This is a genomic window from Streptomyces sp. RKND-216, assembly GCF_004795255.1.
GTDB classification, from domain to species: domain Bacteria; phylum Actinomycetota; class Actinomycetes; order Streptomycetales; family Streptomycetaceae; genus Streptomyces; species Streptomyces hazeniae.
On record NZ_SSBQ01000002.1, the window covers coordinates 5517820 to 5530843 of the forward strand.

The window sequence follows — 13024 nt, forward strand, 5'->3', positions numbered from 1 at the left end:
GCCGTGGAAACGGCCGAAGACGCAACGAACCGCCCGTCGGCCCGCAACGGAGTCGTCTTGTCGGCCTTCCCCGCTCGACCGTACCGTCGATGTGTTCGCTCGCATCCCGTACGACCAGGTCAGGGGTTCCATGACGCCGCTGCGCACCGCGCTGCTCCAGGGGCCGGGCGGCGTACCCGCCTCCACCGACGTCACCCTCGAGGCCCTCGACGACGCCGCGGGCCGGGCCGCCGCCGCGGGCGCGAGGCTCCTGGTCGCCTCCGAGCTGTACCTGACCGGCTACGCACTCGGCGACCGCGTCACGGACCTCGCCGAGGAGGCCGACGGGCCCGGCGCCCACGCCGTCGCGCGCATCGCTGCGCGGCACGGCCTCGCCGTCGCCTACGGCTACCCGGAACGCGCCGGGAAGGCCGTCCACAACGCCGTGCAGCTGATCGGCCCCACCGGCGAACCGCTGGCCCACTACCGCAAGACACACCTCTACGGCGGCTACGAGACCGCCCAGTTCACCCCCGGCGACACACTCGTCGTCCAGGCGGACCTGGACGGCCTCCGGATCGGCCTCCTCGTCTGCTACGACGTCGAGTTTCCGGAGACCGTACGCGCGCATGCGCTGGCCGGCACCGACCTGCTCCTCGTGCCCACTGCGCTGATGCGGCCCTACGAGTTCGTCGCGCAGACCCTGCTGCCCGCCCGCGCCTGGGAGAACCAGATCTACATCGCCTACGCCGACCGCTGCGGCCCCGAGGGGGACTTCGACTTCGCCGGCCTCAGCTGCCTGGCCGCCCCCGACGGTGCCGTCCGCGCCCGCGCAGGAGCAGGCGGCGAACTCGTCCTCGGGGACGCCGATCCCGCCCTCCTCGCCGCCTCCCGCGCACGCAACCCCTACCTCACCGACCGCCGCTCCGACCTGTACAGCCCGCGCCACCCGCACGACCCGCAAGGAGAACCGCCCCGATGACGTCCATGGTGCCCACCGCCGCGCACGACGACCACCACGACCCGGACGCCACCGCACAGGCCGGCAGGCCGCTCACCATGTTCGGCCCGGACTTCCCCTTCGCCTACGACGACTTCCTCGCCCACCCGGCGGGAATCGGCTCGGTGCCCGCCACCGAACACGGCACCGAGGTCGCCGTGGTCGGCGGCGGCCTGTCCGGCCTCGTCGCCGCCTACGAGCTGATGAAGATGGGCCTCCGGCCCGTCGTGTACGAGGCCGACCGGCTCGGCGGACGGCTGCGCACCGACCGCTTCGAGGGCTGCGAGGGTGACCTCACGGCGGAGATGGGCGCCATGCGCTTCCCGCCTTCCTCCACCGCTTTCCGGCACTACGTCGACCTGACCGGCCTGGAGACCACGCCGTTCCCGAACCCCCTCGCGCCGGACACCCCGTCCACGGTCGTCGACCTCAAGGGTGAGTCCCACTACGCCCGCACCCTCGACGACCTGCCCGAGGTCTACCACCAGGTCATGGACGCCTGGAACGCCTGCCTGGAGGAGGGCGCCGACTTCTCCGACATGCAGCACGCCATCCGCGAGCGCGACGTGCCGCGCATCCGCGAGATCTGGGCGCGGCTGGTCGAGAAGCTCGACAACCAGACCTTCTACGGCTTCCTGTGCGACGCGAAGGCCTTCTCCTCCTTCCGGCACAGGGAGATCTTCGGCCAGGTCGGCTTCGGCACCGGCGGCTGGGACACCGACTTCCCCAACTCCATCCTGGAGATCCTCCGGGTCGTCTACACCGGCGCCGACGACGACCACCGCGGCATCGTCGGCGGCTCCCAGCAGCTCCCGGAGCGGCTGTGGGAGCGGGAGCCGGCGAAGATCGTGCACTGGCAGCACGGCACCTCGCTGGCCTCGCTGCACGACGGCGGCCGCCCGCGCCCCGCGGTGACCCGGATGCACCGCACGGCCGGCAACCGCGTCACGATCACCGACGCCGACGGCCGCATCCGCACCTACCGGGCCGCGGTCTTCACCGCGCAGTCCTGGATGATGCTCGCCAAGATCGACTGCGACGACGCGCTGCTGCCCATCGATCACTGGACCGCCGTCGAGCGCACCCACTACATGGAGTCCTCCAAGCTGTTCGTCCCCGTCGACCGGCCGTTCTGGCTCGACACCGACGAGGAGACCGGCCGGGACGTGATGTCGATGACGCTCACCGACCGCATGACCCGCGGCACCTACCTGCTCGACGACGGCCCGGACCGGCCCGCGGTCATCTGCCTCTCCTACACCTGGTGCGACGACAGCCTGAAGTGGCTGCCGCTCAGCCCCGAGGAGCGCCTCGAGGTGATGCTGAAGTCGCTGCGGGAGATCTATCCCAAGGTCGACATCCGCAGGCACATCATCGGCGACCCGGTGACCGTCTCCTGGGAGAACGAGCCCTACTTCATGGGGGCGTTCAAGGCCAACCTGCCCGGCCACTACCGCTACCAGCGGCGCCTGTTCACGCATTTCATGCAGGACCGGCTGCCCGAGGACAAGCGCGGCCTGTTCCTGGCCGGAGACGACATCTCCTGGACCGCCGGCTGGGCGGAGGGTGCCGTGCACACCGCGCTGAACGCCGTCTGGGGCGTGATGCACCAGTTCGGTGGCTCCACCGACCCGTCGAACCCGGGACCGGGCGACGTCTACGACGAGATCGCCCCGGTCGAGCTCCCCGAAGACTGACCGCACCCGGAGGGGCGCCCCGCCATCGCTCCTCCCGCACGTTCCCCCCGGCGCGGGGCACTGCATGCCCCGCGCCGACCCGCGGCCCGGCCACCTACCGCCACGCCGTCCCGCGCGGACACGCCCGCGCCGACCGCACGCTTCCGCCGTACGACGTCCGCCACCGCTCCCGCGTCCCGCAGCGGCGGCTCCTCGACCCATGCCATGGGCCCAGCGTCGCAGGGGCCCACCGTGACGCACCGGTTGTTCGGCCCGGCTTGCCCCACCGGGGGACCGCCCTTACGCCTCCCGGGCTCCCGTGCCGCCGTCCGCGGCGCACTTCCCCGCGCTGCGCCCGGCGGTGCCGGTCCCGCTCCCGCCGTCCGTACCGCCCGTCGGGACGGCGGCCGGTCCGGAGGTGCGCGGGGCCGGCCGCAGCACGCCCGCCCCCAGCACCAGACCGGACGTCAGCACGGTGACCACGCCGAAGGACACCGGCAGCGAGGTGGCTTCGGCCACCCAGCCCACCGCTGCCGGAGCGGCCAGGCCCGACGCATAGGCCAGCGTCGCCACGCCGGCGACGGCCCGCCCCGCGGAGCCCTCCGAGGCCCGCCCGGCGGCCGAGAAGCACAGCGGCACCACCACCGCGATGCCCACCCCGATCAGCGCGTAACCGGCCACGGCGGACGCGGGCGCTTCCGCGGTCGTCACCAGCACTCCGCCGAGCGTCGCCAGGACCCCGCCCGCACGCACCGTGCGCACCGCCCCGAAGCGTTCCACCGTCGCGTCGCCCGCCAGCCGGGTGACCGCCATGGTGCAGGCGAACGCCGTGTAGGCGGTGGCCGCCAGGCCGGGTGACGCGCCGGTGACGTCCCGCAGGTAGATGCCCGACCAGTCCATGGACGCGCCCTCGGCGAACACCGCGCAGAATCCCACCAGCCCGACCGCCAGCGCGCCCCGGGTGGGCAGCGCGAACCGCGGCGGCTCCGGTTCCGCCGCCCCGGCGTCCGGCCGCACGTCCAGCACCCACTGGCAGGCCACCACCGCCACCCCGCACAGCGCCGGCGCCACGAGGGCCAGGTGCAGCGTCGCCGGCAGGCCGCCGTGCGCGGCCAGCACCCCCAGCGCGCCGCCCGCCAGACCGCCCACGCTCCACATGCCGTGCAGTGACGACAGCACTGAACGCCCGTAGCGCTCCTCCACGTACACGCCCTGCGCGTTCATCGCCACGTCCATCAGGCCCAGCCCGCAGCCGAACAGGAACAGCGCCCCGCACAGCCACCCCAGTCCCGGCATCAGCGGCGGCAGCGCCAGGCCCGCGGAGCACGCCAGCGAGGTGCCGCGCAACGTCGCCCGCGGCCCCAACCGGTGCTCCAGGAAAGCCGACAGCGGCATCGCCGCCGACGCCCCCAGCGTCACGCACACCAGCGCCACGCCCAGCCATCCGGGGCTCAGGCCGAGGTGCTCGCGCATCCACGGGATGCGGGTGGCGAACGTGCCGCTGGCCGTCCCGTGCACCGCGAACACCACCGCCACGGCCCGCCGCGCCGAACGGGTCTCCCGCCCGCCGCCGATCCGCTCCTCGCCCCGGGCCATCGCTCCCCGTCCGCCGTCCCACCCGACCGGACCCACGCTACGAGCCGTCCCCGCGCCCGCCGCAAGCCCGGGGACCGCCCACGGGGCGTCGGGTCCTGTGAAGACCCGGCCGCGGAGCGTTGTGAGTCACTCCACAGGGGTCACCCGCATGGACCGCGCCGTCGCGTGGCAGACTGAAGGCGTACCAGTGACGTCAGCGCACTCCGGGGTCGGTGAAAGTCCGAACCGGCGGTTACAGTCCGCGACCCGGCCGCAGCCAGCGGCCGGTTGACCAGGTGAAACTCCTGGACCGACGGTGAAAGTCCGGATGGGAGGCAGTGCGCGGCGGACGAGACCGGTACCCGCCGCCACGGCGCGCCGTACTCCCGTTCGGGGAGACGTCGGCATCCCGTGCCCGGCGCGCTTCCACCGGTCACCCGTCCGTCCGTGGTCCTCACCCGCCCCGGAGTCCGTGCCCGATGAGGCAGGAGGACCGGTGGCCGGCCACCCCGCGGCATCCGCAGAGCAGTCCGCCATGCGCCGCGCCCTCGCGCTCGCCGCCCGCGGCCTGGGCTCCACCAGCCCCAACCCGGTCGTCGGCTGCGTCGTACTCGACCGCGACGGGCGCACCGTCGGCGAAGGATGGCACCAGCGCGCCGGCGGCCCGCACGCCGAGATCCACGCCCTCGCCGAGGCCGGCGACGACGCGGCCGGCGGTACCGCCGTGGTCACCCTCGAGCCCTGCGACCACACCGGACGCACCGGCCCCTGCACCCGCGCCCTCCTCGACGCCCGCGTCGCCCGCGTGGTCTACGCCGTGCCCGACCCCACCGACGGTGCGGCGGGCGGAGCCGCGACGCTGCGCGCCGCCGGCGTCGACGTCGTCTCCGGGCTGCTCGGCGACGAGGCCGGAGAGGTCAATGCCGCCTGGCTCACCGCCGTACGCCGCGGCACACCGCACGTGACCTGGAAGTACGCCGCCACCCTCGACGGCCGCAGCGCCGCCGCCGACGGCACCAGCCGCTGGATCACCTCCGCCGCCGCCCGCGCCGACGTGCACCGGCTGCGGGCCGAGTCCGACGCCGTGGTCGTCGGCTCCGGCACCCTGCGCGCCGACGACCCGCACCTCGCCGTCCGGGGCGTCGAAGGCGCCGTCCAGCCGCTGCGCGTCGTCCTCGACACCGAGGCCACCCTCACGGCCGGCGCCCGCGTCCTGGACGGCGCCGCGCCCACCCTCGTCGCCGTCGCCGAGGACGCCGGTACCGGCCACCTGCCCGGGGAGACCGACGTCCTGCGCCTCCCGCGCGGCGAGGACGGCCACGGGCTCGCCCTGCGGCCCCTGCTCACCGCCCTGCACGCGCGCGGCGTGCGGTCCGTTCTGCTGGAAGGCGGACCCACCCTTGCCGGGGCGTTTCTCGCCGCAGGAGCCGTCGACCGGGTCGTCGGCTACCTCGCCCCCGTCCTCCTCGGCGACGGCCCGCCCGCCCTCGCCGGCGGCGGAATCACCACTCTCACCGAGGCGTTGCGGCTGCACGTGACCGGCACCGCGCACCTCGGCCCCGACCTCCGCATCACCGCCGTGCCCGTCCCCGCCGCCGCCGCAGCCGCCGCCGCAGCCGGCCGACCCTGAAGGAGCCCGCCGACATGTTCACCGGAATCGTCGAGGAACTCGGCGAAGTCGTCGCGGTCGAGGAACGGCAGGACGCCGCCCGCTTCCGGCTGCGCGGACCGCTCGTCACCGAGGGCGCCCGGCACGGCGACTCCATCGCCGTCAACGGCGTCTGCCTCACCGTCGTGGACACCGCCGACGGCGAGTTCACCGCCGACGTGATGGCCGAGACGCTCCAGCGCTCCAGCCTCGGCGCGCTGACCGCCGGGTCCCGCGTCAACCTCGAACGGCCCACGGCCCTCGGCGGCCGTCTCGGCGGGCACCTCGTCCAGGGCCACGTCGACGGCACCGGCACCCTCCTGGCGCGCACGCCCGCCGAGCACTGGGAGATCGTGCGGGTCGGCATCCCCGGCGGACTCGCCCGCTACGTCGTGGAGAAGGGCTCCATCACCGTCGACGGCGTTTCGCTGACCGTCGTCGAGGCAGGCGAGGACTTCCTCACCGTCAGCCTCATCCCGACCACGCTGGCCCTGACCACCCTGGGCCACAAGCAGCCCGGCGATCCCGTCAACCTCGAGGTCGACGTCCTCGCCAAGTACGTCGAGCGGCTCCTCGCCGCCGGTGTCACCCCCCTCGCCGGACCCACCGCGGAGGCCGCACGGTGAGCGCCCTGGACTGGCTCGGCGACGTGGCGTTCACCGCCCTCGGCCAACAGGTCATCTGGTCCGACATGCTGGGCAACACGATCGGTCTGGCGGCGCTCGCCCTCGGCTGGCGCCGCAACGTCCTCACCTGGCCGGCGCAGCTGCTCTCCGGCCTGGTCCTCGTCGTCGCCTACCACGGCGCCGACCTCGCCGGGGGCGTGGGCAAGCAGCTGATCGTCATCTCCGTCGCCGTGTGGGGCTGGCGGCAGTGGACGCGCGGCAACCGTCAGGCCCAGGACGGTTCCGTGGCCGTCCGGTTCGCCACCTGGTGCGAACGCGGGGTCCTCGCAGCCGGCACCGCGGCCGGAACCCTGGCCGTCGGCGGGCTGTTCACCCTCGTCCCCCACCTCTCGTGGAACCCCTGGCCGGACGCCTACATCTTCGTCGGCACCCTCACCGCGATGGTCGCCCAGGCCCGCGGCCTGGTCGAGTTCTGGTTCGCCTGGCTGCTGGTCGACCTGGTGGGCGTGCCCCTGGCCTTCAGCAGCGGCCTGGCCTTCTCCGGCCTGGTCTACGTCCTCTACCTCGGCCTCGTCCTGTGGGGCCTGCGCGCCTGGTGGCTGCGTTCCCGCACCGCCACCGCCCGGCCGACCGCCCTCGAAGGAGCGCTGTCATGACCGCACTGCGGAACCTCTACGCCGACCTCCCCGACGGGCCGGACGACCGCCCGCTCGCCCTCGACCCTGTCGCGCAGGCCGTCGCCGACATCGCCGCCGGCCGCCCGGTGGTCGTCGTCGACGACGAGGACCGGGAGAACGAGGGCGACCTGATCGTCGCCGCCGAGACGATCACCCCCGAGATCGTCGCCTTCATGATGAGCGAGTGCCGCGGCCTGATCTGCACGCCCATGGAGGAGACCGACCTCGACCGGCTCGCCATGCCGCAGATGGTGGCCCACAACACCGAGTCCATGGGCACCGCCTTCACCGTGTCCGTGGACGCCGACCCCGGCCACGGCGTCACCACCGGCATCTCCGCCGCCGACCGCGCCGCCACCATCCGGCTGCTCGCCGACCCCGGCGCCGCGGCCGGTGACTTCGTCCGGCCCGGGCACGTCTTCCCGCTGCGCGCCAAGCCCGGCGGCGTCCTCGCCCGCGCCGGGCACACCGAGGCCGGCGTCGACCTGGCCCGCCTCGCCGGGTTGCGGCCCGCCGCGGCGATCGTCGAGATCGCGGGCGAGGACGGCGCGATGCTCCGCCTCCCCGAACTCGTGCCGTTCGCCCGCAAGCACGGACTGTCCATCATCTCCATCGAGGCCCTCATCGCCCACCGTCGGGCCCAGGAGCCCACCGTGCGGCGGGAGGCCACCACGCGCCTGCCCACCCGCTACGGGGACTTCCACGCCCACGGCTACCGCTCCACCGCCGACGGCGTCGAGCACATCGCCCTGGTCGCGGGGGACCCGGCCGCCCTCGGCGGCCAGGACGTGCTGGTGCGCGTCCACTCCGAATGCCTCACCGGCGACGTCTTCGGGTCCCAGCGCTGCGACTGCGGCCCGCAGCTCCAGGCGTCCCTGGACCGGGTCCAGGCGGAGGGGCGCGGCGTCGTGCTGTACCTGCGCGGCCACGAGGGCCGCGGCATCGGCCTGATGTCCAAGCTGCGCGCCTACGAACTGCAGGAACGCGGCCGCGACACCCTGGACGCCAACCTGGAACTCGGCCTGCCCGCAGACGCCCGCGACTACGGGGCGGCCGCGCAGATCCTCTCCGACCTCGGCGTACGCTCCCTGCGGCTGATGACCAACAACCCGGAGAAGACCGCCGCCATGGTCGCGCACGGCCTCCGCGTCACCGGACGCGAACCCATGGCCGTCATCGCCGGCGAACACAACATCCGCTACCTGCGCACCAAGCGTGACCGGATGGGACACGAACTGCCCTGGCTGGACGCCGAGCCGGTCTCCGCCTGCGGCAATCAGTGACTCGGCCGTCCCCGGCCGCCGCCCCCCGGACCGGCCCCGCCGACCGTTCCCACACCCCGACCGTCCCCACACCCCGACGAGACAGCAGCGAAGACCAGGAGAGAACGTGAGCGGCAAGGGCGCACCCGAACTGACCGTCAGGAACTGCGGCGACCTCCGCGTCGCCGTGATCGCGGCGCAGTGGCACGAGAAGATCATGGACGGCCTGGTCGACGGAGCCCTGCGGGCCCTGCGTGAACTCGGCATCGACGAACCCACCCTGCTGCGCGTCCCCGGCAGCTTCGAACTGCCCGTCGTCGCCAAGGTGCTGGCCGGCCGCGGGTACGACGCCGTCGTCGCCCTCGGCGTCGTCGTCCGCGGCGGCACCCCGCACTTCGACTACGTGTGCCAGGGCGTCACCCACGGCCTCACCCAGGTTTCCGTGGACACCGGCGTCCCCGTCGGCTTCGGCGTGCTCACCTGCGACACCGAGGAGCAGGCCCTGGACCGGGCCGGTCTGCCCGGTTCGACCGAGGACAAGGGCCACGAGGCCGTCACCGCCGCCGTCGCCACCGCCACCACCCTGCGCACCGTCGCCGAACCCTGGCGCTGACCGCTCCGCTGGGACACCGCCCACATCGCGGAACCCGGCGCAGGCCACGCACCGCGACCACGTAGGGTGAGAGCACCATGGCGAACAAGACATTCGAGGAGCTCTTCACCGAGCTGCAGCAGAAGGCCGCCGACGGCGACCCGATCACCTCCCGCACCGCCGAACTGGTGAGCCAGGGCGTGCACGCGATCGGCAAGAAGGTCGTCGAGGAGGCCGCCGAGGTGTGGATGGCCGCCGAGTACGAGGGCGAGGACCGCACCGCCGAGGAGATCTCCCAGCTCCTCTACCACCTGCAGGTCATGATGATCGCCCGCGGCGTCACCCTCGACGACGTATACGCTCACCTGTGAGCGCGTCCCCGCACCACCGGTGAACGCCCGCACCACCCGCACACCACCACGTGAAGGAAGCCCGTTCATGCTGCGCATCGCCGTCCCCAACAAAGGTTCACTCGCCGAGCCTGCGTCGGAGATGCTTCATGAGGCGGGCTACCGGCAGCGCAGGGACCGCCGGGAACTCGTGCTCGTCGACAACGACAACGAGGTCGAGTTCTTCTTCCTCCGCCCCCGCGACATCGCCGTCTACGTGGGTTCCGGGAAGCTGGACATCGGCATCACCGGCCGCGACCTGCTGCTGGATTCCGGCTCCGAGGCCGAGGAGATCATGCAGCTCGGCTTCGCCGGCTCCACCTTCCGCTACGCCACCCGCCCCGGCACCGCCAAGGACGTCCGCGACTTCGGCGGCATGACGGTGGCCACCTCCTTCGCCGGGCTGGTCACCCGCCACCTCGCCGACAACGACGTGGACGCCTCCGTCGTCCGTCTCGACGGCGCCGTGGAGACGGCCATCCAGCTCGGTGTCGCCGAGATCATCGCCGATGTCGTGGAGACCGGCACCACCCTCCGCAACGCCGGCCTGGAGATCATCAGCGAGCCCATCCTGCACTCGGAGGCCGTCGTCATCCGGCGCGCCGGGGAGACCGCCGAGGACCCGGCCCGCGAGGACCCCAAGGTCGCTCAGTTCCTGCGCCGCATGCAGGGCGTCCTCGTCGCCCGCCGCTACGTGATGATGGACTACGACATCCGCGCCGAACGGCTGGAAGAGGCCGTTGCCCTCACCCCCGGACTGGAGTCGCCGACCGTCTCCCCGTTGCACGACCAGGGCTGGGTCGCCGTCCGCTCCATGGTGCGCACCGAGGAGGCCCAGCGGATCATGGACGACCTGTACGAGCTCGGCGCCCGCGCCATCCTGACCACCGGCATCCACGCCTGCCGCATCTGACCCCCCGTGCGCCCCGCGGGGCGCACGGGGGACCGGCACGCAGGACCAGAAGGATCTCCCGAGAGAACCAAGGAACGGACCGCACGTGACCCCGCCGCCCCCGCTCCCCGTCACCTTCCGTCCCACCCGGACCCGGATCGTCCTTCTCGGGTCCGGGGTGCTGGCGTTCACCGCCATCGCCGTCATCGCGATGGTCCTCGACACTCTCGACACGGCCGAACGTCTCAGCTTCGTGTTCGTCGCCGCTCTTTTCCTCGGCGTCCTGGCGCTCCTCAGCCGCCCCCACGTCACCGCCACCGAGGACGGCCTCACCGTCGTCAACCTCACCACCACCCGGCAGCTGGAGTGGGCCGAGGTGCTCCGCGTCAACCTCCGGCCCGGCGACCCGTGGGTGCGCCTGGACCTCTCCGACGGCACCAGCCTTCCCGCCATGGGCATCCAGCCCGGCATCGCCCGCGAGCAGGCGATCGCCGACGCCCGCGCCCTGCGCGCCCTCACGGAGAGCCACGGCACCGGCGACGGCACGGGCGGCTCGGCAGCGCGCTGAACGCCGGCCCGGCAACGTCCGCCCAGCAACGTCCGGCCCAGCGAAGCCGGTTCACCCCTGACGGTCACCCGGAAGCGGACCCTCCGGGCCCCGCCCCGACAGCACCTCGCCGTACGCCTGCATCAGATCCGGCAGCCGGAGCGTCGCCAGGTCGTCCCGCGTGGGTGTGCCCGCGTAGCCGGACAGCCGCAGATCGCGGTACGCGCAGCTCTTCTCGTACAGCGTCCGAAGGAACCGCCCGTTGCCCAGCTCGTCGATCCAGCCCTGGTCCACCACGTGTCCGCCGATGCTGCGCAGCTCCTCCAGCGCCTCGGCGTCCCACGCGTCGCCGTTCTCGGCCGCCAGCACCTCCCCGATGGCCGTCAGCTCCAGTGGCCGGTAGCTGGGGAAGTCCACCCGCGTGGTGAAACGGGATCCCAGCCCCGGGTTGGCCGCCAGCAGCCGGTCCATGCCCTCCGGGTAGCCGGCCAGGATCACCACCAGCCGGTCCCGGTTGTCCTCAGCCCGCTTCAGTAGCACCTGAAGCGCCTCGTCGCCGTACGCGTCGCCCTTGCTGTAGCCGCTGCCGGCCAGCGCGTACGCCTCGTCGACGAACAGCACCCCGCCCAGCGCCGAATCGATCAGCTCGTTCGCCTTCACCGCCGTCTGCCCGAGGAACTCCCCGACCAGGTCGGAGCGCTGAGCCTCCACCAGATGGTCGCCGCCCAGCAGCCCCAGCGCGTAGAACGCCCGCCCGAGTATCCGCGCCACGGTCGTCTTCCCCGTCCCCGACGGCCCCGAGAAGATGAAGTGCCGCTTCGGAGGCTGCACCGGCATGCCCTGCCGGGCACGCAGCCGAGCCATCCGCAGCTGCGCCGACAGCGCCCGCACCTGCCGCTTGACGGGCTCCAGCCCGACCATCCGCTCCAGTTCCTCCAGCGCCTGCGCCAGCAGCACCGGGTCCGCCGGGCCCACCGGCCCCTGCCCGCCGCCATCGGCGGTCCGCGCTGCCGCCCGCTCCCGCACCCAGTCACCGTCCACCCGCACAGGCTCGGCGGGATCACCCGAATCCTCCAGCCGCAGCGCGTCCGCACCGGGGTCGTACTCCGGACCCCCGTCCGGGACGCCCAGCCCGCCGGGGAACCCCGGCAGGCCGGTGACCCCGTCCGCCCCGAAACGGTCCGGACCGTCCAGGCCACCGCCCGGGCCACCTCCGCTCAGGCTCACCGCCGTGGCCAGCCCCACGCCGTCCCCCAGCCCGTCTCCCTCCGCGATGGTCGTCAGCCGGGCCGCGGTGTCCATGAACGTCGGATCGACCCGGTGCACCGCCCGGTACAGCGGCAGCGCCGCCGCGGTCCGCCCGGTCCCCTCCCGCGCACGCGCCAGCCAGTACCGCAGCTCCTTGCGCTGCGGCTGCTCGCTGCGGCACCGCATCAGCGCGGCCGCCAGCAGCGGCTCCGCCTGCGCGTACATCTCCAGCCGCACTCGCGCCATCCCCGCGAACAACCCGGCCTCAATGCCCAGCAGCACGTCCTGCACCAGTGGTTCGGTGTGCCGCACCAGGCGGTCCCAGTCCTTCGCCAGGTACGCCCGGCAGGCGTGCAGAAAGCGTGCCTGTGCGTCCGTCTCCACCGGCGGACACTCCGCCAGCGCCCGGTCGAGTTCCGCGACGTGCCGGCCGTCCAGCCAGTGGGAGGCGTGCGCCAGTAACAGATCGCGCCGCGTCTCCAGCACTGGCTGCACCCACCAGCCCAGCCAGTACCAGGAATTGAGCTGGCGGCGGTGCCGGGACCGCTGCTCCCCGAACCGCTCCCGGTGGTGGTACATGCGCAGCAGCGCCGTCGTGGTGTCGGCGCGCAGTGCGTGCAGCCCCAGCCAGCCGTCCGCCATGCCCGGGTCCAGCCGCACCGCGGCCCGGAACTCCTCCTCGGCCTGCGCGTACGCGCCCATGGTGTAGGCGTCGACACCCCGCAGCCATGCGAGGTCGGCAGGCGCGCCGGGCCCCGGGAGGCCCCGGCCGCCGAAACCCGTCACATCCCCCACGAGAACCTCCACCCCCGTCCCTCGACGGCACACCGGCGGACACCGGCGCCGTTCGTGCGAACGGCCGCCTCCGCACCGGGAGTTGTGGCCGTACCCGAGAGGATTACCCGCATTTCCA

Annotated in this window: 12 protein-coding genes and 1 riboswitch; of the genes, 10 read left to right on the top strand and 2 right to left on the bottom strand. The window is 73.5% G+C overall.

Annotation, left to right across the window (positions count from 1 at the left end; translation table 11 throughout):
* The first annotated feature begins 130 nt into the window (after positions 1-130).
* Together E4198_RS24380 and E4198_RS24385 are read left to right on the top strand one after the other, a co-directional pair.
* Complete coding sequence (locus E4198_RS24380) at positions 131-961, top strand: carbon-nitrogen hydrolase family protein (RefSeq protein WP_136185597.1); 831 nt, start codon at positions 131-133, stop codon at positions 959-961.
* 77 nt (positions 962-1038) lie between these two features.
* A complete protein-coding gene (locus tag E4198_RS24385) occupies positions 1039-2676 on the top strand; it encodes an NAD(P)/FAD-dependent oxidoreductase (protein WP_247597984.1) in 1638 nt (545 codons plus the stop codon).
* Positions 2677-2955: 279 nt separating this feature from the next.
* Here the strand turns inward: E4198_RS24385 and E4198_RS24390 are convergent, their stop codons facing one another.
* Entirely contained in the window at positions 2956-4251 is a 1296-nt protein-coding gene (locus E4198_RS24390) for an MFS transporter (RefSeq protein ID WP_136185056.1), read from the bottom strand.
* 194 nt (positions 4252-4445) lie between these two features.
* A riboswitch (FMN riboswitch) is annotated at positions 4446-4576 on the top strand.
* Positions 4577-4765: 189 nt separating this feature from the next.
* Between E4198_RS24390 and ribD the strand changes: the two genes are divergently transcribed.
* The 8 genes from ribD (at position 4766) to E4198_RS24430 (ending at position 10884) form a co-directional block, all read left to right on the top strand.
* Positions 4766-5860 (top strand): bifunctional diaminohydroxyphosphoribosylaminopyrimidine deaminase/5-amino-6-(5-phosphoribosylamino)uracil reductase RibD, encoded by a 1095-nt coding sequence (gene ribD, locus E4198_RS24395; protein ID WP_136185598.1) that lies wholly within the window; start codon positions 4766-4768, stop codon positions 5858-5860.
* A 14-nt stretch (positions 5861-5874) separates the two neighbouring features.
* A complete protein-coding gene (locus tag E4198_RS24400) occupies positions 5875-6504 on the top strand; it encodes a riboflavin synthase (protein ID WP_136185057.1) in 630 nt (209 codons plus the stop codon).
* Complete coding sequence (locus E4198_RS24405) at positions 6501-7160, top strand: nicotinamide mononucleotide transporter family protein (RefSeq protein ID WP_136185058.1); 660 nt, start codon at positions 6501-6503, stop codon at positions 7158-7160. Before E4198_RS24400 ends, E4198_RS24405 begins: the two co-directional genes overlap by 4 nt.
* The gene (locus tag E4198_RS24410) at positions 7157-8464 is read left to right on the top strand and encodes a bifunctional 3,4-dihydroxy-2-butanone-4-phosphate synthase/GTP cyclohydrolase II (protein WP_136185059.1); all 1308 of its coding nucleotides are present in this window, start codon (positions 7157-7159) and stop codon (positions 8462-8464) included. Before E4198_RS24405 ends, E4198_RS24410 begins: the two co-directional genes overlap by 4 nt.
* Before the next feature lie 106 nt (positions 8465-8570).
* Entirely contained in the window at positions 8571-9056 is a 486-nt protein-coding gene (gene ribH, locus E4198_RS24415; protein ID WP_136185060.1) for a 6,7-dimethyl-8-ribityllumazine synthase, read from the top strand.
* 77 nt (positions 9057-9133) lie between these two features.
* A complete protein-coding gene (locus tag E4198_RS24420) occupies positions 9134-9406 on the top strand; it encodes a phosphoribosyl-ATP diphosphatase (RefSeq protein ID WP_136185061.1) in 273 nt (90 codons plus the stop codon).
* A gap of 67 nt (positions 9407-9473) precedes the next feature.
* Complete coding sequence (hisG, locus tag E4198_RS24425; protein WP_027764997.1) at positions 9474-10337, top strand: ATP phosphoribosyltransferase; 864 nt, start codon at positions 9474-9476, stop codon at positions 10335-10337.
* 85 nt (positions 10338-10422) lie between these two features.
* On the top strand, positions 10423-10884 hold the full coding sequence (locus tag E4198_RS24430) for a PH domain-containing protein (protein ID WP_136185062.1): 462 nt from the start codon (positions 10423-10425) through the stop codon (positions 10882-10884).
* 51 nt (positions 10885-10935) lie between these two features.
* Here the strand turns inward: E4198_RS24430 and E4198_RS24435 are convergent, their stop codons facing one another.
* Positions 10936-12906 (bottom strand): AAA family ATPase, encoded by a 1971-nt coding sequence (locus E4198_RS24435; protein ID WP_247597823.1) that lies wholly within the window; start codon positions 12904-12906, stop codon positions 10936-10938.
* Positions 12907-13024 lie beyond the last annotated feature (118 nt).